We start from the raw sequence: 19,773 nt of genomic DNA, 5'->3' as shown, positions 1-19,773 counted from the left end.
AGGCCACAGCATACAGTGCTACTGTACGGTTTGGAAACCCGAAAACCCCAGGTAAATCAAGGGTTTTCGGGTACCCGTTCACTAAATGTTTGAATTTATATCAATTGACAAAAGCGAACCCGCTTGGCTAAAATAAATAAGAGTTTTGGAGTGATTCTAGATGACGAATCCGTCCCATAACGACAATAATCGCAACACGGATAACAGCAGCTTCGGAGATAATCCTTGGCGCGCCATGGGTCTGATCGGATCCGTCGGCGGGACGATCGGTGCCTGTCTTGGACTGGGCTACTGGATTGGACTCAAGGTCGATCAAGCGCAAGACACCGGGTACTACTCTATTGTTGGCATGGCAGTTGGTTTTGTTGTCGCGGTCTTCATCACCATCATTCTGATCAAGGCGTTTACAGGGGGCAAAGCGAAATAATGGATGATTTGTCCGGCCACCTTCGAACGGTTAAGCGTATTACGTTCTTTTTTTTGTCTCTATGTTTTATTGGATGGGCCCTTCTTCCGGAATATAAGCCGTTCTTCGGCGGTCTTGTTCTCGGAACTGCGGCAAGTCTTGCAAACGCCTTCCATCTCTCTTGGAAAGTACAGCGAGTCGGTGCTTTATCGGCCGCGGGGATCCAGAAACGCCATAACCTTGGTTTTCTGACTCGCGCATGTATTGCCCTGCTAGCGGTTGTGATCGCAACCAAGTACTTTTCGTTTAGCCTCTATGGAACAGTAGCTGGATTATTTGTTGCTCAATTGGCAACACTCATATTGGGATTTAAAGCCAAGAGAGATCCGGCCGTACGGCAATCCACCGATGAAAGGGGTGAAAACAACTAATGGATCATATTTTTCCTGAAGTAAATCTGGGTGGCATTCGATTTGATTTGGCTGCCATTATCATGATAGTTATCACCAGCATTATCGTATTTATTATTGCTAAGCTGGCGGTTCGCAACGCTTCGGTAACGAACCCGACCAAGATGCAGAACTTCTTGGAGTGGGTTATCGAATTCGTACAGAACATCATCGGTACTACGATGGACCTGAAGAAAGGCCGTCCGTACTTGACGCTGGGTATTGCTATGATCATGTACCTGTTTGTTGCCAACTTGCTGGGTCTTCCGTTCGGTATCATTACCGAGGCGCATCATGGCGCGGCATTTGCAGGCATGGAGCTTAACTTGCATGGTGAAGAGGAAGCACACATCGCGTGGTGGAAATCACCGACTGCCGATGTCGCGGTTTCAGGCGCTCTAATGGCTATCGTAATCGTGCTTACGCACATCGAGGGTCTGCGTCGTAACCGCAAGCATTACCTCAAGCATTACTTCGAGCCTTACGCAGCATTCTTCCCGCTTAACGTAATCAAAGAGGTCGCTAAGCCGCTATCGCTTTCGCTTCGTCTATACGGTAACATTTTCGCGGGTGAGGTTATGATTGGCGTTATCATGGGCATGGGATGGTTTGGTATCCCTGCGCTGATTGTATGGCAAGGGTTCAGTGTTTTCGTAGGCGCGATTCAATCCTTCGTATTCGTTATGCTGACCATGGTTTACATGTCGCAAGCGATCGTTCACGAAGAGCATCATTAAGTCAGTAACAAACCTGCTCATGGCAGGAAACAATAAAACTATATGTAAACATTTTAAGGAGGATTTCTCTAATGGGAGCTTTGGCATTAGTTGCAGCAGCAATTGTATTCGGTCTTGGAGCACTGGGTGCAGGTATTGGTAACGGTTTGATCGTAGGTCGTACAGTTGAGGGTATTTCCCGTCAACCGGAACTTCGCGGTACTCTTCAAACTACAATGTTCATCGGGGTAGCGCTTGTAGAGGCACTTCCAGTTATTTCCCTGGTACTAGCGTTCATCTTCTTGGGCAAAGCGTAAGATTACTAATGCATTATGGCGGGGAGTGCAATCAGCCTCCGCGCCTTCCTTTTGCCTGCTTCAATTGAGAGCCGGCTAATCTACGGAAAGGAGTGACGTACGTTGGATATCGTATGGTCCAATTTTTTCATCCAACTGGTTGCTTTCGGAATTCTTTACTGGCTGCTTAGCCGTTACGCTTTCGGTCCGCTATTCTCCATCATGGAACAGCGCAAGCAGTTCGTGAAAGAACAGCTTGAGAGCGCGGAGAACAGCCGCAAACAAGCCGAAGCACAGTATGAAGAGCAGAAGCAATCCCTTCAACAAGCACGCAAAGATGCTTATGAAATTATCGAGCAAGCGAAACAAACCAGCACGAAGCAAGCTGATGAAATCGTACATGCTGCTAAATCCGAGGCTACTCGCCTGAAGGACGAAGCTGTCAAAGATATCGAAAGCGAGAAAAACAAAGCGATTTCTGCACTCCGCAGTCAAGTTAGCGGTATGTCCGTCATGATCGCTTCCAAAATCATCGAGAAACAAATCGATGACAAATCGCAAGAGCAGCTTGTTGACCAATACTTGAATGAGGTTGGAAGCAAATGAGCCGCGAGAGCGTCGTAGCTAAACGCTACGCTAAAGCGCTGTTTGAACTTGCACAAAGCAATAATGCGGTTGCAGATGTTGAGAAACAGCTGAAAATCGTCGTCGACGCGCTGAACGGAGATGCGGAAATCCGCAAGTTTCTGGGTCTGCCAAACGTCGAAGTGACGAAGAAGATCGACATTATTAAAGGTGCGCTATCTGACAAAGTGTCGGTAATGGTACTGAATACAGTAGAGCTGCTCATTATCCGCGGCCGTCATGACGCGATCGCAGAAGTGTACGAAGCTTATACGAAGGTAGCGGGCGATGCGCTCGGTCAGGCACACGCTACTATATATACGGCTAAATCCTTGTCCGCCGAAGAGCTGTCCAAAGTGGCTGCGCAATTCGGAACAATGGTTGGCAAACGCATTATCGCAAAACAAATCGTTGAACCTTCCCTGCTCGGCGGCGTACAAGTACGCATCGGCGACCGTCTGTATGACGGCAGCCTCTCCGGCAAGCTGGCTCGACTTGAACAAGCTTTGAAAACTCAAGCATTGTAGATAGGGGTGAACGGAATTGAGTATCAGACCTGATGAAATCAGCACGCTGATTAAACAACAGATCGAACAATTTAAATCCGAAATTCAAGTCGTTGATGTCGGTACGGTCATCCAAGTCGGTGACGGTATCGCACGTGTACACGGCCTAGAGAACGCTATGGCCGGCGAACTGCTCGAATTCTCGAACGGCGTTATGGGTATGGCCCTTAACCTTGAAGAGAGCAACGTCGGTGTCGTTATCATGGGACCTTACACAGGCATCCGCGAAGGCGACCAAGTGAAGAGAACAGGTCGTATCATGGAAGTTCCGGTTGGCGAAGCTTTGCTTGGCCGCGTAGTAAACGCACTGGGACAACCGGTTGACGGCAACGGACCAATCAACACAACTAAAGCACGTCCAATCGAATCTCCGGCACCGGGCGTTATGGCTCGTAAATCGGTATTCGAGCCGATGCAAACAGGTATCAAAGCGATCGATGCGATGATTCCAATCGGCCGCGGTCAACGTGAGCTTATCATCGGCGACCGTCAAACAGGTAAGACTCAAATCGCGATCGACACGATCGTGAACCAAAAAGGCAACGGCGTTATCTGTATCTACGTTGCAATCGGTCAGAAACAATCCACTGTACGTACGGTTGTTGAATCCCTTCGCCAACAAGGCGCTTTGGAATACACAATCGTGGTTACGGCGAGCGCTTCCGAGCCGTCCCCTCTTCTTTACCTCGCACCTTACACAGGCTGCGCGATGGGTGAAGAGTTCATGTACAACGGCAAACACGTTCTTGTTATCTATGATGACCTTTCCAAACAAGCGGCAGCATACCGTGAGCTTTCCTTGCTGCTTCGCCGTCCGCCGGGCCGTGAGGCTTATCCAGGGGACGTATTCTACCTTCACTCCCGTTTGCTTGAGCGCGCGGCTAAGCTGAACGATGAGCTTGGCGGCGGTTCCTTGACTGCATTGCCATTCATCGAGACGCAAGCCGGCGATATCTCGGCTTACATCCCGACGAACGTAATCTCGATTACGGATGGTCAAATCTTCCTAGAGTCCGATCTATTCTACTCCGGTCAGCGTCCAGCGGTTAACGTTGGTAACTCGGTATCCCGTGTAGGTAGCTCCGCTCAAATCAAAGCCATGAAGAAAGTTGCGGGCACGCTCAAAACCGACCTTGCTCAATACCGCGAATTGGCAGCATTTGCAGCGTTCGGATCTGATCTTGATAAAGTAACGCAATCCCGTCTAAACCGCGGTGAGCGCACACTGGAAATCTTGAAGCAAGGCGTTAACGCGCCATTGCCGGTAGAGCGCCAGGTCGTTTCCCTTTACACGGTTACACGTGGACACGTTGATGATATTCCGGTTCAAGATGTACGCCGCTTCGAAGCCGGTCTACTGGCTTTCGTGGATGCAAACAAACCAGAAATCTACGCTTCCATCCGCGACACGAAAGATTTGACTTCCGACAATGAGAAAGTGCTTGTTGAAGCGATCAAATCGTTCAAGAACAGCTTTGCAGCGTCGGTTTAAACCTATAGTGCGGAATAGAACTGGCCCGGGTGAAGTGCTGCTTCACCCAATGGCTCAGTAATAAGGTGGTGACAACGAATGGCTAAAGGTATGCGCGAAATTAAGCGCTCGATCAAGAGTAAGCAGAATACGAAGCAGATCACGAAGGCAATGGAGATGGTTGCATCCGCCAAGCTCAAGAGAGCTCAAGATGCGGCAGTAGCATCACGTCCATATACCGACAAGATCAAGGAAGTCGTAGCGAGCATTGCATCGAGCGGAGGCGCGATTAAGCATCCTATGCTGCAGAGCCGCGAAGTAAAACGTACGGCCTACCTGGTCGTCACGTCGGACCGCGGTTTGGCGGGCGGATACAATGCGAACGTGCTTCGTAAAGTATGGACGGAGATTCAGGAGAAGCATAAGTCTCCTGCTGAATACGACGTTTTCGTCATCGGACGTAAAGGCCGGGATTACTTCAAACGCCGGAACATCAACCTTGCGGATGAAGTAACGGGACTTTCCGATTCACCGAAGTTTGCCGACATCAAGTCGTTGGCAGCAGCTGCTGTTAAAGGCTTCGAAACCGGTAAATATGACGAGCTAAACCTGGTGTATAACCAATTCTATAATGCAATTACCCAAGTTCCTGTTATTAAGCAGCTGCTTCCACTGGATCAGTCTGAATTTACAGGCGCGAAGGCAAGCTACGAATATGAGCCGTCACCTGAGAAGGTACTCGATGTGCTATTGCCGAAATACGCGGAAACGGTTGTTTACAGCGCGGTATTGGAAGGTAAAGCGAGCGAGTTCGGCGCACGTATGACAGCGATGGGCAATGCAACGAAGAACGCGACGAAGATGATCGCAGGCTTGACGTTGACGTACAACCGTGCACGTCAGGCAGCAATCACGCAAGAAATCGCGGAGATCGTCGGCGGAGCTAACGCACAAGCATAAGCTTCACCATTAATGCATCCGGAGCAAGCACTAGCTGAGTGCCGAACGACCTAGCGGTCGCTCAAACCAATCAGCGGTATTGCTTCGGAAAACATGAAGGAGGTACAAGAATGAGCAAGGGGCGTGTAGTCCAGGTAACAGGACCCGTAGTCGACATTGCGTTCGAAAACGGACATTTGCCTGAGATTCTTAATGCGATAAAAATCGAAAGAGCTGCTCAAGGCGCAGGCGAGCGCGATATCAACCTTACGGTTGAAGTAGCAACTCACCTCGGCGACAATCTGGTTCGCTGCGTTGCGATGTCTTCCACTGACGGTCTTGTCAGAGGAACAGAAGCTGTGGATTTGGGTAAACCAATCACAGTACCTGTAGGACCGGCAACACTTGGCCGCGTATTTAACGTACTTGGTGATCCAATCGATAACAATGGTGATGTTGACCGTACGATCTCTAACCCGATCCACCGTCAAGCACCGGCGTTTGAAGATTTGTCGACTTCCCAAGAGATCCTGGAAACAGGTATCAAAGTTATCGACCTTATGGCTCCATATTCCAAAGGCGGTAAAATCGGTCTCTTCGGCGGTGCGGGCGTAGGTAAAACCGTAACGATGCAAGAGCTTATCCACAACATCGCACAAGAGCACGGCGGTATCTCCGTATTCGCCGGCGTTGGTGAGCGTACTCGTGAAGGTAATGACCTTTACCACGAGATGAGCGACTCCGGCGTTATCGCTAAGACAGCGATGGTATTCGGTCAAATGAATGAGCCTCCGGGTGCGCGTCTTCGCGTAGCTTTGACAGGTCTTACAATGGCTGAGTATTTCCGTGATGAAGAAGGAAGAGACGTTCTTCTGTTCGTCGATAACATCTTCCGCTTCACGCAAGCCGGTTCTGAAGTATCCGCTTTGCTAGGCCGTATGCCATCCGCAGTAGGTTACCAACCAACATTGGCAACTGAAATGGGTCAATTGCAAGAGCGTATCACTTCCACGAAGAAGGGTTCCGTTACTTCCATTCAAGCGATCTACGTTCCTGCCGATGACTATACGGATCCGGCTCCTGCAACGGCGTTTGCCCACTTGGATGCAACGACTAACCTTGAGCGTAACATCGCAGCAATGGGTATCTTCCCGGCCGTAGATCCGCTCGCTTCGTCTTCCCGTATCCTGACGCCTGAAATTCTTGGCGAAGAGCACTACCAAGTAGCGCAAACCGTTAAGAAAGTTCTGCAACGTTATAAAGAGCTTCTCGATATCATCGCGATCCTCGGTATGGACGAATTGTCTGAAGAAGACAAACTGATCGTTCACCGTGCGCGTCGTATTCAAGTGTTCTTCGCGCAACCACTGCACGTTGCGGAAGCGTTCAATGGTATCCCGGGCTTGTACGTTCCTGTTAAAGAAACAGTACGCAGCTTCAAAGAAATTCTTGAAGGTAAGTACGACCACCTTCCGGAATCGGCATTCCATAACGTCGGAACGATCGAAGACGCGGTTGCTAAAGCGGAAAAACTTGCTCAAGAGGTTTAATCGCTCATAGCTAGGGAGGTAATATCATGAGCTCCTTTTTATTGGAAATTGTAACCCCTGAGCGTAAGGCTTACGCTCAGGATGTAAATATGATTATCGTAAAGGCTTCCGAGGGTGAGATGGGTATTCTGCCTAATCACATTCCGATGGTAACGCCTCTGCGAATTGCTCCCGTAATCATCAAGAAGGACCGCTCTGAAGAAACAATCGCCGTTAACGGCGGGTTTCTTGAGATCCGTAAGGATAAAGTGGTCATCTTGGCTGAGAGCGCAGAGCTGCCGGGCGATATCGATTTGGCCCGTGCGGAATCGGCGAAGCAGCGTGCAGAGCAACGTATTAACGGCAAGCGCGATGAGTACGATCAACTTCGCGCTGAGCTCGCATTGCAGCGTGCACTTAACCGTATCGCGGTAAAGTCTCGCTAAGATAGTAAGCGAAGAAGACTGATTCTTTTCGCAGAGGTATTCTGTGAGAGGATCAGTCTTTTTGTTTTATTGTCGCATTTGTAAGTATATGGAATAATACTGTCAAATGTTGGACACAACCGAATGGTAAATCTGTAGTATAATGAGAAAATCCGACATGAGGGGGAGATCCTGCCATGATTGATATTCATACGCATATATTGCCGGGCATTGATGACGGCGCTGCAGATATGGAAGAAGCGCTGGATTTGGCTAGAGCTGCTGTGTCGGATGGCATTACCGGACTTATCGCGACTCCGCATCATGCGAATGGCCGATATATGAATGACGCAGCATTCACTCGCCAACAAGTAGAGCTGTTGAGAGAACGTTTGGCTGCTGAGCAGATCGCGCTTGATCTGTATGTAGGACAAGAGATTCGTGTGCACGGCGATATGTTTGAAGCGCTAAGTGCAGGGGAACTGACCACATTGGCTGATTCCCGTTACATATTATTAGAGATGCCATCTTCATCCGTCCCCAAACGGATGCTGGAATATATTCATGAGTTCACGATTATGGGCATACGTCCGATTATTGCCCATCCTGAACGTAATGCTGAGGTTGTTCAGAAGCCTTCCAAATTAAGAGAGATGATAGACGCCGGTGCCTATGGCCAAGTGACGACACACTCTCTGCTTGGCGGATTCGGCAAACAAATCGAACGTTCCGCCTGGCAGCTCTGCCAAGAAGGTCTCATACATACGCTGTCTTCGGATGCACATCATGTCGTGCGTCGCGGTTATCGACTTCAAGAAGCTTATAAGAGAGTAAGAGAAGAGTTGGGAGAGAACTTCGAGCAGTGTTACAAGCATAATGCGGAGGCGATAATTGGAAATTATGTTTTCAATGAATCTCCAGTGATGGGCAGAACTTCCAATGGTAAAAAATTGGCAAATCTCCTAAAATTCTTTGGAAGATAATTGACCACCTAGGGTATGGGTGGTACTATTGGTAGTGATTGTTACAAAACGCGGCATGGAATGACAATTTTTGAGGTAGAGGTGATCTTTTATGACAGTTAGAAAAAAATTAGTAGTAACTACAATCGCAGCAAGTTTAGTAGCCGGTTCGCTGGCAGGAGTGCCACTTAGCAATAAAGGTTTGGCACAACAACTGGGTCTGTCCAACATCGCGGCAGCAGCAACTCCAACCGAAGACCAATTCATGGACAGACTCGACGCAATCCATGATGCTCTTATCGCAGGAAAGGATGCACAGAGCGTTCGTGATCTTCGCACTCAAATTGGCGCGCTGACCTTCGCAGCAGACAACGATGCTATCGATCCACTGTGGGCTTATGTTCCGGCACCGGTTAAGAATGATACAAACAAAGAACTTTTGTTTGATACCTTCCAAGCCCTTGGTTCGATTATGTACAGCACGCGTAACGAAGAAATCACTGCTATTCGTTCGGATGCAGATCTGCAAGCGGCTCTAGTACAACTTGCTACTATTACGGGAACTACTAAACTAACAGTTAATGACTTGCTGGCATTTGTTGATGCAGTTGAAACGGCAGCAGTTGAATCCGTGCAAACGAATTTAGGAGATTTGCTTGACGATGAATCAGGTTCACTGGCAGTAGCTTTGATCAAAGCTGGTGTGAATAAAGTATTGGACAACAATACTCTTGAAGTTAGCAAAGTGCTCAATTGGTTTAAAGATGAGACCGATGCTACTAAAGAAGAGTTTGCAGACGGCTTGGCAGCAACATTGGAGAACGTTACAACTGAACTACCAGCGGGAGAGGCAGCGACGAAGGCACTAGTGGTAGCTTTTGTTCGTGCAGAAACCGTAAACTCGTTCACGACAACTGATAGTGGTCGCACTCATACATACACACTTACGTTAAAAGGCATCACAATTCCTAATGCGTTGCTTACTTGGTCAGCAAGCGGCGATGTGAATGTTGAAGTTGTAGCTGGTAAAGTAACACTTGCATCTACGGCAACTACAGGCACAGCTGTAATCCAAGCGAAGCTTCAAGGCAAAGTTATCTTCGAGAAATCAGATACGTTGACTTACTCTACCAGCCCAATCGTTCTACCACCAACACCACCGACAATTACTCAAGTATTGGATGAACTTAAAGGCAAGATTGCAGCTGCAACAGGCGCAGAGAAAGACAAGCTGATCCAAGAAGCGATTGATAAAGCAGCAGCAGCTGTCGCAGAACTCGCGAAGATTGATGCTAAAGGCGACGTTAAAGTTGTAGATGGTAAAGCAACTGTAACTGTAAGTTCGTCAGCGATTGATAGTGCAATCAATGAAATCGCTAAAGTCATCGCAGCTCTGAAAGCAGCGGCTCCTGGTTCGGAAGCGGCACTTAAAGTAGTTCTGACGATTGATCTTGGCACTGTTAATTCTAAGGATGTTAGCGTTGGCGTGAACAGCGACATCGTGAAGAAAGCTTCTGCAGCTGGCGTGTTTGGTTTCAACTTTGGCTTCAACGGCTTTAGCGCTACATTGCCTGTTGGTGCGGAGATCAACGATGCGTTCACGTTCAACGTGAAGAACAACGCTCCGGCAGGTCCGGCAGCTTCGTTGAAAGCTGCATCCGATGCATACGACTTCGCCCTTGCTGTTGGTGGCAAAGAAGTTCACGAGTTCAGCAATCCGATCGAAGTCAATATCCCTGTAAACACAACAGGTGTCGACAAGGATCTTCTTACAGTATTCGACGGTACGACTTATTATGGGGGCGTCTATCACGATGGTGTTATCACCGAGAAGCGTGATCATTTCTCCACTTATGTAGTTGTTGAGAATAAAGTAACATTCAAAGATACGAACAAAGTAAAAGCATGGGCCGGTCGCCAGATCGAAGTTATGGCTGCTAAAGGCGCTATCCAAGGCCGCGCTAATGGCGCATTCGTTCCGAATGGTGAAGTAACACGCGCAGAATTCGCTAAGATGCTCGTTCGTGCACTTGATTTGGACAACGTATTGGCGAAAGAAGGCTTTAGCGACGTGAATGCTGCCGACTGGTTCGCGCCATTCGTAGCTGCTGCATCCGAAGCAGGCATCATCAAAGGCCGTACAGCTACTTCCTTCGAGCCTAACGCTACGATTACACGCGCAGAGATGGCTGTAATGGTCGCTCGCGGCCTGGAAGCGGCTAAAGGAGTCAAACCTAGCGCTGAAGATCTGAAGGCTCTGGACGCATTCAAGGATGCAGGAACGATCAACGCTAGCTTGAAAGATGGAGTAGCTTTTGCAGCGAACAACGGACTTGTTGTAGGCGATAAAGGCAAGTTCAATCCTAATGCTACGGCTACACGTGCTCAAGCGGCAGTTATAATCTACCGCGCATTTAACTTCAAGGGTTAATCCATCTGCATCACCGGATTGAATGACATAATATACATCCCCCTTCAGTGGGGGATGTATATTGCTTTATTGAAGGAAATTCACCCAGATTAATCCAAAATTTCACTGATGAAAATGCGAGGGATATGATGTGCAGATCGAGTTAGAACTCCGTGACTATATACGGATTATTACCAAACGGAAATGGATGATCGTTGCCATCGTGGTAATCTGCTCTATGGCAGCGGGCTTATATAGTTACTTCATGATAGAACCGGTCTATCAAGCGACAACGAAGATTGTCGTCAATCGTACAGCTGCGGCAGGCGCTTCCACGAACGACCTGGATTTGAATGAAGTGAATGCCAATCTTCGTTTGATTGATACCTACAAGGAAGTTATCAAGACACCGGCAATCATGGAGCTTGTGTCCAACCAGCATCCGGAGTTCGGCATGAGCGTGGATGATTTGATTAGGAAAGTAAAGGTAAGCTCCGTCAACAACACGCAGGTCATGACGATGGCTGTTCAGGATCTTTCTTATGAGAGAGCAGCTGAGGTTGTGAATGCGGTGACGCAGGTGTTTAAAGAACAAATTCCGACAATCTTCAACGTGCAGAACGTCACTATATTGAACTTAGCAAATTTGAATCCAAGCAAAGAGCCGGTTCCGGTTAATAACAAATTTGCGCTCAATGTGATCTTAGCTTTCGTTGTATCCCTTATGGCAGCTGCGGGGATTGCCTTCTTACTTGAGTATTTAGATGACACGATTAAGACTGAGGCCGATGTATTGCGATACTTGGAACTGCCAACAATGGGCCAAATCGCCAAAGTGAAGAATGAACATGCGAACCGTGAGGAAGCGATTAAGACAGCTAGAGTGAAATCAGGAGGTGAGATTTCGAATGTCCAAGTTGGGAAATAGCAGATATCTGATTACCTATTACGAACCAAAGTCACCAATTTCGGAAGCCTATCGTGCGATGCGGACGAATATCGATTTCTCCTCTGTGGATGATCACATTCAAGTCGTCATGGGCACTTCTGCTTCTCCGGGAGAAGGTAAATCAACGACAATCGCCAATCTTGCCGTAGTTTATGCCCAAGCGAATAAGAAGGTTGTTCTCATCGATTCCGATATGCGGAAGCCGACGATGCATCACACATTTGGGATAAGTAATCGTAATGGTTTATCTTCCTTGCTGTCTCGTCAGTGCGATCTGGATGAGGCGGTTCATCCTACGGACATCCCAAATTTATATATCATTCCTTCCGGTCCCGTACCACCTAATCCCTCCGAGATGGTTGCGTCTCAACGTATGAGTGCGCTAATTGAAGAGCTGCGGACCAAATTTGACATTGTGTTAATTGATACGCCGCCAACATTAGCAGTGACAGATGCACAGCTAATTTCAACCAAGTGTGATGGGGTATTGCTTGTCATTGAATCCGGTAAGGTCAAACGCGACGCGGTGATCAAAGCGAAGCAGCAGCTTACTCATGTCAAAGCCAGAATATTAGGTGTCGTACTGAAGAACATCGAACAGAAGAACAGTGATGGGTACTACTATTATTACTATAGCGAAACAGAAAAATAGTTCTAAAGTATTGTGGTACTAGTTAAAAAGTTCTATTATTATATCTGAGAGCATTTGTCTAATACTACCAATTAAGGGCATAATAGCCGGATGTTTATAATGAGAACATGGAGGAAGTCCAATGCTGTACAGGAAGCGTTCTTTAATTTTAATGGGAATTGATTCATTGATAGTTTTCTTCAGCGTTGGAACATCATATCTATTCCGATATGAAGGGAACATACCAACTGAGTCTGTATTGCAAATGCTAGTTTACGCTTTAGTAACAGCAGCTATATCCAACACGACAATGGTGTACTTCAAGATGTACCAACGATTATGGAGATATGCCAGTATCGGAGAGCTTGTTTCTCTGCTCAGAGCGGTTATTCTGGGTTGGGTAATCTCCTATGGACTGACAAGCATCTTCATGGATGAAAATGTTCCTTTACCCGTTGCAGTCCGTACAATGGAAACGATGCTATTGATTATGGGGGGCATCCGCTTCATATGGAGAATGATCGTGGACAGTAAAAATACAGCTACTAATAAGTCCAGGGTTCTGATTATTGGAGCCGGAGACTGTGGTGCCATCATTGCTAAAGAAATTAAAAGTAATGCCAATGCTGAATTATACGTGGTTGGCTTTATTGATGATGATAAGAAGAAATTATTGCAACGTATATTAGGTATACCCGTTCTGGGCGATCGCTACGCAATTGAGGCGATTGTGAGAAGGCATAAGATTAATGAAATCATTATCGCCATTCCATCTGCTGGAAAGACGGAACTGACCGAAATCATTTCAATATGCAGGGTATCCGGTGCTAAGGTGAAGATCATACCTGCGTTGAATGACCTAATCGCCGGCAAGGTATCGGTTAGCGCAATGAGAGACATTGATCTGGAAGACCTGCTAGGACGCGATCCAATCTTGCCAGATCTGAAAGGGATTGCCGACTATGTAGAGAACAAGGTTGTTCTAGTGACTGGCGCGGGGGGATCAATAGGTTCTGAGTTATGCCGACAAATTACGACTTTCAGACCCAAGACATTGATGCTATTAGGGCATGGAGAGAATAGTATCTATACAATAGAGATGGAACTGCGCAGACGCTTTCCAGATCTCAAGCTCGAAACCATCATTGCAGACATTCAAGATCGTTCACGTATAGATGATGTATTCCGCGAGCATAAACCGCAGGTCGTCTTCCATGCAGCAGCACATAAGCATGTTCCATTAATGGAGCGCAATCCTGCAGAGGCAGTTAAGAATAATGTATTTGGTACCAAAAATGTGGCTGATGCTGCTAATCGTTACGAGGTTGAGAGATTCGTTCTCATTTCATCTGATAAGGCAGTTAATCCATCGAGCATAATGGGTGCAACCAAACGGATTGCTGAGATGTACATACAAATGCTGGATCAGATAAGCCATACCAAATATGTTGCTGTCCGCTTTGGTAATGTGCTCGGCAGCAGAGGCAGTGTTATACCAAGGTTTAAAGAGCAAATTGCAGCCGGGGGTCCAGTGACCGTCACGCATCCGGAGATGGTACGTTACTTCATGACCATTCCTGAGGCTGTGCAGCTAGTCATTCAAGCAGGAGCATTTGCAGCTGGTGGTGAAATCTTCGTGCTGGATATGGGACAACCTGTCAAGATTGTAGAACTTGCAGAGGATATCATTCGATTGTCCGGGTTTGAGCCGTATACCGAAATACCAATAGAATTTACCGGAATTCGTGCAGGTGAGAAGCTGTATGAGGAGCTTCTACTAAATGAAGAAGCAATTGCGAAGACGAAGCATAATCGGATATTTATCGGAAAACCGGTAGGGATTAATCAAGTGGAGCTAGAGCTTCAGTTCAAGCGCTTGGAACGTGCAATTAATGGTGAGAAGGACGATATTCGGAATGTCATTGAGTACATCGTGCCGTTATTTAAAGATGTTTCTTAACAAGAGATGAATTGTGTATGTGAGGTGCGCAAAATGAAGAGATGGAAAAAGGTTACATTGTGGATTGCATCGATTGTTGTCGTACTTGGAATTGCTGGTGTATTTACAGCTAACTACGCTGTAAATAAAGTCATTGGATCTTTGTCTGCCAGTCTAGAACCAGATCTTACAATTGATACTTCTGATGAGACAATAATAGTTGACCCTAAAAGCAACAATGTTACCGATAATGAGCAACAACAGGTAAACACAAATAACAATGTACCACCTAAGAAAGAAACGACAAAAGGTTCTTCTGACACAACTGATACCCAGGATACAGTTAACCAAGAAGTTAATCCTACTTCAAGTAATGAGAAAACTAATACGAGTGTTGAACGTATTAACGAATACTCCTCTGAAGTATCAGTTGAAAAAGCTAAAAACATAAAGGAATCAGTCTCAATAAAGGACAAGGCCTCAGTGACCTCGATTCTCCTTAGTAAACTAAGTTTAAAGGATATGAAGAAATTACAGCAACTGGCAAGCGGTGGCCTAAGTATCGAAGAAAAAAGAGAAGCTCGCAAAATTGTTCTAAATGAAGTTAGCCCTGAACAGTATAATGAACTTTCTCAGATTGCTAAGAAGTACGGTGTTAGCCAAGGTAAAACACATGATGAAGTGGTCAAGGAAGAAACTTTGAATAACTAAGATGTGTGAAACATGGAATTTACGCTTTCGTGTGCAGCTGATCGTACTAACTAATCAGCGATACACGAAAGCTTTTGTTCTATAGATAGAGCCTAATGATGGGGAAGTATATAATTGCAACCTTATTTGTAAATAAAAGCAATCGCTTGCTCAAAATAGATGTTAATTGTAGAGGGGGCAGCATAATGAAAGTTCGAAAAGCAATTATACCAGCAGCTGGACTAGGAACTAGATTTCTGCCAGCTACAAAGGCAATGCCCAAAGAAATGCTACCCATTGTTGATAAACCGACCATTCAATATATTGTGGAAGAAGCTATAGAATCAGGAATTGAAGATATTATTATTGTAACAGGCAAAGGTAAAAGGGCAATTGAGGACCACTTTGATAATTCTTATGAACTGGAACAAAATCTTCTGGAAAAAGGGAAGATTGAACTTCTAAATGAAGTTCAAAAGTCCTCCAATATGGTAGATATTCATTATATCCGCCAAAAAGAAGCAAGAGGTTTAGGACATGCCATTTGGTGTGCTCGTAAATTTATTGGTAATGAACCATTTGCTGTCTTATTAGGTGATGATATTGTTCAGGCAGAAACACCGTGTTTGAAGCAAATGATTGAACGATATAATCGATATAGAGCTTCGGTAATAGGGGTGCAGCGTGTCTCAGAGCAAGAAGTTTCTAGATATGGAATTATCGATGGGAAGCAAATAGACAATCGAATTTTCAGTGTGAGTAGTTTGATTGAGAAACCTAAACAAGAGGAAGCACCATCTAATTTAGCAATAATGGGACGCTATATTCTTAATCCGAAGATTTTTGAACTATTGGATGAACAAAAACCAGGTGCAGGGGGAGAAATTCAACTTACAGATGCAATAGCAGAGTTGAACCGATATGAGGCTGTTTATGCCTATGAGTTCGACGGTGTTAGGTATGATGTAGGTGAGAAATTAGGCTTTATTAAGACTAATGTGGAATTTGCTCTGCAACGAGAAGATTTAAAAGATGAATTGATGAAGTACTTTCAAAGTATTGTTGATCAACGGGGCTATAAATTAAGTAGTAATTAAAGTAGACAGTAGAGCAAAATACAATGAGATATACCGATGGAGGAAGATAGAGAATGTTAATTCAGTCCGAAAAACTGACTAAAAATAAAATCTATCTCTCATCGCCACATATGAGTGATGAGGGCTATGAAATGCAATACGTAGAAGAAGCATTTAAAACAAATTGGATAGCGCCTCTCGGAGAAAACGTTAATGAATTTGAAAGAGAACTTGCTATTAAAGTTGGATCGAAAGCAGCAGCAGCACTTTCCTCTGGAACGGGTGCAATTCACCTCGCGCTTAAAGCTGCAGGAGTAGGAGAAGGGGATATTGTCTTCTGTACAACATTGACCTTTTCTGCAACGGCTAATCCAATTATCTATCAAAATGCAACTCCTGTATTTATTGATAGTAATTATGAAACTTGGAATATGTGCCCTAAAGCATTAGAAGAGGCTTTTAATAAGCACCCGGATGTAAAAGCGGTTATAGTTGTTCATCTGTATGGAATGTCAGCAGATATGGATAAGATTATGGCAATTTGCGATAAACATAATGTTGTAGTAATTGAGGATGCTGCGGAAAGTTTAGGGGCTTATTACAAAGGAAAACATACAGGTACCTTTGGACAATATGGAGTCTTTTCGTTTAATGGAAACAAGATCATTACCACATCAAGTGGTGGAATGCTTGTTTCTAATAGTGAGGAGCGAATTGCAAAGGTTAAATTTTGGTCTACGCAAAGTAGAGATCAGGCAAGGCATTATCAACATAGCGAGTTGGGGTTTAATTATCGAATGAGCAATGTTCTTGCGGGAATAGGCAGGGGGCAACTTAAGGTATTAGATCAAAGGGTGGATAAGAAGAAATACATATTTGATTTTTATAAAAAAGAGTTAGGTGCTCTTGAAGGTATTAATTTAATGCCAATTAATGAGTGGAATGAACCTAATTATTGGTTAAGTTGCATCACTTTAAAAGGGAAAGTTCGACCAATTGATGTTATGGAAGCCTTGGATGCTGACAACATTGAAGCAAGACCGGTGTGGAAGCCGATGCATTTACAACCGTTTTTTGAGAAGTACGATTTCGTGGGAACAGGTGTGTCGGAAAAGTTATTTGAGAATGGTGTCTGTTTGCCCTCTGATACAAAGATGACGGACGAAGACTTGAATAGAGTAGTCCAGATTATTAAAAAACTATGGGTGGAATAGCAATGGATTCTAAGGGTGGTTGTTATAGACGATTTATAAAAAGACCTATGGATTTTATAGTATCTTTAACCGCAATTATATTTCTTATTCCGGTGCTTTTAGTTGTCGCCTTGCTTGTAAGAAGTAAATTAGGAAGTCCGGTTATTTTCAAGCAGAAGCGTCCGGGGCTGAATGAAAGAGTATTTACAATGTATAAGTTTAGGACTATGACTGATGAAAAAGATGTGAATGGAAAGTTACTGGCGGATAGCATTCGACTAACGGAGTTTGGAAAGTTTCTGCGCTCTACATCACTTGATGAATTGCCGGAGTTGTTCAATATTTTAAGAGGAGATATGTCAATAGTTGGTCCAAGACCGCTATTGGTAGATTATTTGTCTCTTTATAATGAACATCAAAAACTTCGACATAAAGTTCGTCCTGGATTATCAGGGCTGGCACAGGTTAACGGAAGAAATGCTATTAGTTGGGAAGATAGATTCAATCTTGATGTGGAATATGTAGACAATGTAAGTTTTATTAATGATTGGAGAATTATATTCTTAACCATTAAGAAAGTTTTTGCCAGAGAGGGTATTACCTCGGAGACTACTGCAACGATGGAACCCTTTAAGGGAAGTTCGGAGGAACGAATAGTGCTATGAAAGATAAACTTCTTATAATTGGTGCTAGTGGACATGGAAAGGTTGTCGCTGACACTGCATTGAAAATGAAGACATGGAAGAGTATTGCTTTCTTGGACAGTGATGAAAGTATCATTCCTCCTTTTAATTTAGAGATAATTGGGCTATCAAATGATGCCAGTAGATATTTAGAACAATATGACGTATTTGTGGGAATAGGCAATAATGCAATTCGAGAGAAAATTCAAGATCAGCTAGAGCTTGAGGGTGCGAGTATACCCGTATTAATTCACCCTAGTGCTGTTATCGGGGAACAAGTTAAATTAGCCTCAGGAACAATAGTCATGGCTGGAGTAGTGATTAACTGCTACACAACAGTTGGAAAAGGCTGCATAGTTAATACAAGTGCCACAATAGATCATGATAATTTAATTGGGGATTATGTTCATATTTCCCCTGGGGCAAATTTAGCAGGTACAGTAACAATAGGAAAAGGCAGCTGGTTAGGTATTGGAAGTGCAGTAAGTAATAACGTAAATATTACTCAAGATTGCAAAGTGGGGGCTGGAACAGTTGTGATTAAGGACCTGACCGAAACTGGAACATATGTAGGAGTTCCGGCGAGGAGAGTATAGAGAATGAATATACTTTTTTTAACCCTTTTAGATTTCTCCACACTTAATGAAAAGGGTATATATACAGATTTAATGCGGGAATTCTTAAGGGATAACCATACAGTGTGTATTATCTCTCCCACGGAGAAGGGGAAGAAACAACCTACAAGATTAATAGCTAATGAGAAAAATAAAATATTGAAATTACAGATTGGTAACACTCAAAAAACAAATATGATTGAGAAGGGGATTTCGACTCTTACATTAGAAGCTAAATTCAAAAAGGGGATTAAAGAATATTTTTCTAATATTAAGTTTGATCTTGTAATTTATTCAACACCACCAATAACACTGCAAAAAGCGGTGGATTATGTGAAGAAAAGAGACAATGCTAAAACGTACTTATTACTGAAGGATATATTCCCGCAAAACGCTGTAGATTTAGGTATTTTAAGTAAAAATGGGTTTAAAGGTATAATCCATAATTATTTTAGAGAAAAAGAAAAAAAGTTGTATGCACTTTCGGATTACATTGGATGTATGTCCCAAGCTAATGTGGATTTTTTACTGAATAATAATCCTACGATCCCCCATAAAACTGTAGAGGTTTGCCCTAATAGTATTGATCCATTGCAAATCATAAGTGAGAAGCAGATGATAGACTTAGTTAAAGAAAAATATAAAATACCTTCTGATAGAACTGTATTTATATACGGAGGTAATCTTGGTAAACCACAAGGTATTGATTTCCTAATTGAATGTTTAGATGCAAATAAAGCAAATGACCAAGCGTATTTTATTATTGTAGGGGCAGGAACAGAATTCAATAAAGTGAAAAATTACTTTGAGAAAGAACAACCCAAGAACGCTCAGTTATTTGAACATTTACCTAAGAACGATTATGAAATGTTAGCAAATGCATGCGACGTAGGGCTTATTTTTCTTGATAAACGATTTACAATACCTAACTTTCCTTCAAGACTTCTTTCATATATGCAAGCTTCAAAGCCTGTAATAGCTGCTACTGATATTAATACCGATATTGGCAAAGTAATAGAGGGTGGTCAATTTGGCTATTGGTCTGAGAGCGGAAATATACAAGGATTTAATCAATGCATACAACTACTTTGTGATGAGAAACTAAGAGAGCAATTTGGAAAGAATGCAAGGAGTTATCTAGAAAATAATTATACTGCGAAGCACTCGTATGAAATTATAATAAAGCACTTTAAATGAAAAAGTGA

The 19,773-nt window shown here is 44.3% G+C and carries 21 protein-coding genes; all 21 read left to right on the top strand.

The features are described 5' to 3' along the window. Positions 1-160 precede the first annotated feature (160 nt). The 21 genes from I8J30_RS19160 (at position 161) to I8J30_RS19060 (ending at position 19,765) form a co-directional block, all read left to right on the top strand. A complete protein-coding gene (locus I8J30_RS19160; RefSeq protein ID WP_091224941.1) occupies positions 161-427 on the top strand; it encodes an AtpZ/AtpI family protein in 267 nt (88 codons plus the stop codon). After that, positions 427-837 carry an ATP synthase subunit I gene (locus I8J30_RS19155; RefSeq protein WP_091224942.1) on the top strand — a complete coding sequence of 137 codons (411 nt, stop codon included), beginning with the start codon at positions 427-429 and terminating at the stop codon, positions 835-837. Before I8J30_RS19160 ends, I8J30_RS19155 begins: the two co-directional genes overlap by 1 nt. After that, positions 837-1,592, top strand: a complete 756-nt coding sequence (atpB, locus tag I8J30_RS19150; protein WP_210660818.1) for a F0F1 ATP synthase subunit A — start codon at positions 837-839, stop codon at positions 1,590-1,592. Before I8J30_RS19155 ends, atpB begins: the two co-directional genes overlap by 1 nt. 71 nt (positions 1,593-1,663) lie before the next feature. Then, positions 1,664-1,888: a F0F1 ATP synthase subunit C gene (atpE, locus tag I8J30_RS19145; protein ID WP_090982204.1), complete on the top strand. Its 225-nt coding sequence runs from the start codon at positions 1,664-1,666 to the stop codon at positions 1,886-1,888. 102 nt (positions 1,889-1,990) lie between these two features. Then, the gene (atpF, locus tag I8J30_RS19140) at positions 1,991-2,473 is read left to right on the top strand and encodes a F0F1 ATP synthase subunit B (protein WP_210660816.1); all 483 of its coding nucleotides are present in this window, start codon (positions 1,991-1,993) and stop codon (positions 2,471-2,473) included. Then, entirely contained in the window at positions 2,470-3,018 is a 549-nt protein-coding gene (locus I8J30_RS19135) for a F0F1 ATP synthase subunit delta (protein WP_210660815.1), read from the top strand. Before atpF ends, I8J30_RS19135 begins: the two co-directional genes overlap by 4 nt. Positions 3,019-3,034: 16 nt before the next feature. Continuing rightward, positions 3,035-4,549 carry a F0F1 ATP synthase subunit alpha gene (gene atpA / locus I8J30_RS19130; RefSeq protein WP_210660812.1) on the top strand — a complete coding sequence of 505 codons (1,515 nt, stop codon included), beginning with the start codon at positions 3,035-3,037 and terminating at the stop codon, positions 4,547-4,549. A gap of 78 nt (positions 4,550-4,627) precedes the next feature. Next, complete coding sequence (gene atpG, locus I8J30_RS19125; protein ID WP_210660810.1) at positions 4,628-5,488, top strand: ATP synthase F1 subunit gamma; 861 nt, start codon at positions 4,628-4,630, stop codon at positions 5,486-5,488. Positions 5,489-5,598: 110 nt separating this feature from the next. Continuing rightward, positions 5,599-7,017: a F0F1 ATP synthase subunit beta gene (gene atpD, locus I8J30_RS19120; RefSeq protein ID WP_210660808.1), complete on the top strand. Its 1,419-nt coding sequence runs from the start codon at positions 5,599-5,601 to the stop codon at positions 7,015-7,017. Between the two features lie 26 nt (positions 7,018-7,043). Beyond that, positions 7,044-7,442: a F0F1 ATP synthase subunit epsilon gene (locus I8J30_RS19115; protein ID WP_210660807.1), complete on the top strand. Its 399-nt coding sequence runs from the start codon at positions 7,044-7,046 to the stop codon at positions 7,440-7,442. A gap of 176 nt (positions 7,443-7,618) precedes the next feature. Beyond that, positions 7,619-8,404 carry a tyrosine-protein phosphatase gene (locus tag I8J30_RS19110; RefSeq protein WP_210660805.1) on the top strand — a complete coding sequence of 262 codons (786 nt, stop codon included), beginning with the start codon at positions 7,619-7,621 and terminating at the stop codon, positions 8,402-8,404. Positions 8,405-8,495: 91 nt separating this feature from the next. After that, complete coding sequence (locus tag I8J30_RS19105) at positions 8,496-10,814, top strand: S-layer homology domain-containing protein (RefSeq protein ID WP_210660803.1); 2,319 nt, start codon at positions 8,496-8,498, stop codon at positions 10,812-10,814. 130 nt (positions 10,815-10,944) lie between these two features. Continuing rightward, positions 10,945-11,721, top strand: a complete 777-nt coding sequence (locus tag I8J30_RS19100) for a YveK family protein (RefSeq protein WP_210660801.1) — start codon at positions 10,945-10,947, stop codon at positions 11,719-11,721. Beyond that, on the top strand, positions 11,702-12,394 hold the full coding sequence (locus I8J30_RS19095; protein WP_210660799.1) for a CpsD/CapB family tyrosine-protein kinase: 693 nt from the start codon (positions 11,702-11,704) through the stop codon (positions 12,392-12,394). Before I8J30_RS19100 ends, I8J30_RS19095 begins: the two co-directional genes overlap by 20 nt. A 121-nt stretch (positions 12,395-12,515) precedes the next feature. Then, entirely contained in the window at positions 12,516-14,333 is a 1,818-nt protein-coding gene (locus I8J30_RS19090; RefSeq protein ID WP_210660797.1) for a polysaccharide biosynthesis protein, read from the top strand. A 33-nt stretch (positions 14,334-14,366) separates the two neighbouring features. After that, entirely contained in the window at positions 14,367-15,023 is a 657-nt protein-coding gene (locus I8J30_RS19085; protein ID WP_210660795.1) for a hypothetical protein, read from the top strand. Positions 15,024-15,208: 185 nt separating this feature from the next. Then, positions 15,209-16,099, top strand: coding sequence for a UTP--glucose-1-phosphate uridylyltransferase GalU (galU, locus tag I8J30_RS19080; RefSeq protein WP_210660793.1), 891 nt, complete (start codon positions 15,209-15,211; stop codon positions 16,097-16,099). Between the two features lie 53 nt (positions 16,100-16,152). After that, positions 16,153-17,292 (top strand): DegT/DnrJ/EryC1/StrS family aminotransferase, encoded by a 1,140-nt coding sequence (locus I8J30_RS19075; RefSeq protein WP_210660791.1) that lies wholly within the window; start codon positions 16,153-16,155, stop codon positions 17,290-17,292. A 2-nt stretch (positions 17,293-17,294) separates the two neighbouring features. Further along, positions 17,295-17,936: a sugar transferase gene (locus tag I8J30_RS19070; RefSeq protein WP_210660789.1), complete on the top strand. Its 642-nt coding sequence runs from the start codon at positions 17,295-17,297 to the stop codon at positions 17,934-17,936. Next, the gene (locus tag I8J30_RS19065) at positions 17,933-18,550 is read left to right on the top strand and encodes an acetyltransferase (RefSeq protein ID WP_210660786.1); all 618 of its coding nucleotides are present in this window, start codon (positions 17,933-17,935) and stop codon (positions 18,548-18,550) included. Before I8J30_RS19070 ends, I8J30_RS19065 begins: the two co-directional genes overlap by 4 nt. 3 nt (positions 18,551-18,553) lie before the next feature. Further along, positions 18,554-19,765: a glycosyltransferase family 4 protein gene (locus I8J30_RS19060; protein WP_210660784.1), complete on the top strand. Its 1,212-nt coding sequence runs from the start codon at positions 18,554-18,556 to the stop codon at positions 19,763-19,765. Positions 19,766-19,773 lie beyond the last annotated feature (8 nt).

Origin of the sequence: Paenibacillus lignilyticus, assembly GCF_017942085.1 — a bacterium.
Classification (GTDB): domain Bacteria; phylum Bacillota; class Bacilli; order Paenibacillales; family Paenibacillaceae; genus Paenibacillus_Z; species Paenibacillus_Z lignilyticus.
This window is presented reverse-complemented; position numbering and strand designations above follow the sequence as displayed.

What these genes read in the sequence shown, in the direction of transcription:
- I8J30_RS19160 (WP_091224941.1), top strand. Translation starts at nt 161, where the DNA reads ATGACGAATCCGTCCCATAACGACAATAATCGCAACACGGATAACAGC.
- I8J30_RS19155 (WP_091224942.1), top strand. Translation starts at nt 427, where the DNA reads ATGGATGATTTGTCCGGCCACCTTCGAACGGTTAAGCGTATTACGTTC.
- atpB (WP_210660818.1), top strand. Translation starts at nt 837, where the DNA reads ATGGATCATATTTTTCCTGAAGTAAATCTGGGTGGCATTCGATTTGAT.
- atpE (WP_090982204.1), top strand. Translation starts at nt 1,664, where the DNA reads ATGGGAGCTTTGGCATTAGTTGCAGCAGCAATTGTATTCGGTCTTGGA.
- I8J30_RS19135 (WP_210660815.1), top strand. Translation starts at nt 2,470, where the DNA reads ATGAGCCGCGAGAGCGTCGTAGCTAAACGCTACGCTAAAGCGCTGTTT.
- atpG (WP_210660810.1), top strand. Translation starts at nt 4,628, where the DNA reads ATGGCTAAAGGTATGCGCGAAATTAAGCGCTCGATCAAGAGTAAGCAG.
- atpD (WP_210660808.1), top strand. Translation starts at nt 5,599, where the DNA reads ATGAGCAAGGGGCGTGTAGTCCAGGTAACAGGACCCGTAGTCGACATT.
- I8J30_RS19115 (WP_210660807.1), top strand. Translation starts at nt 7,044, where the DNA reads ATGAGCTCCTTTTTATTGGAAATTGTAACCCCTGAGCGTAAGGCTTAC.
- I8J30_RS19110 (WP_210660805.1), top strand. Translation starts at nt 7,619, where the DNA reads ATGATTGATATTCATACGCATATATTGCCGGGCATTGATGACGGCGCT.
- I8J30_RS19105 (WP_210660803.1), top strand. Translation starts at nt 8,496, where the DNA reads ATGACAGTTAGAAAAAAATTAGTAGTAACTACAATCGCAGCAAGTTTA.
- I8J30_RS19095 (WP_210660799.1), top strand. Translation starts at nt 11,702, where the DNA reads ATGTCCAAGTTGGGAAATAGCAGATATCTGATTACCTATTACGAACCA.
- I8J30_RS19090 (WP_210660797.1), top strand. Translation starts at nt 12,516, where the DNA reads ATGCTGTACAGGAAGCGTTCTTTAATTTTAATGGGAATTGATTCATTG.
- I8J30_RS19085 (WP_210660795.1), top strand. Translation starts at nt 14,367, where the DNA reads ATGAAGAGATGGAAAAAGGTTACATTGTGGATTGCATCGATTGTTGTC.
- galU (WP_210660793.1), top strand. Translation starts at nt 15,209, where the DNA reads ATGAAAGTTCGAAAAGCAATTATACCAGCAGCTGGACTAGGAACTAGA.
- I8J30_RS19075 (WP_210660791.1), top strand. Translation starts at nt 16,153, where the DNA reads ATGTTAATTCAGTCCGAAAAACTGACTAAAAATAAAATCTATCTCTCA.
- I8J30_RS19070 (WP_210660789.1), top strand. Translation starts at nt 17,295, where the DNA reads ATGGATTCTAAGGGTGGTTGTTATAGACGATTTATAAAAAGACCTATG.
- I8J30_RS19065 (WP_210660786.1), top strand. Translation starts at nt 17,933, where the DNA reads ATGAAAGATAAACTTCTTATAATTGGTGCTAGTGGACATGGAAAGGTT.
- I8J30_RS19060 (WP_210660784.1), top strand. Translation starts at nt 18,554, where the DNA reads ATGAATATACTTTTTTTAACCCTTTTAGATTTCTCCACACTTAATGAA.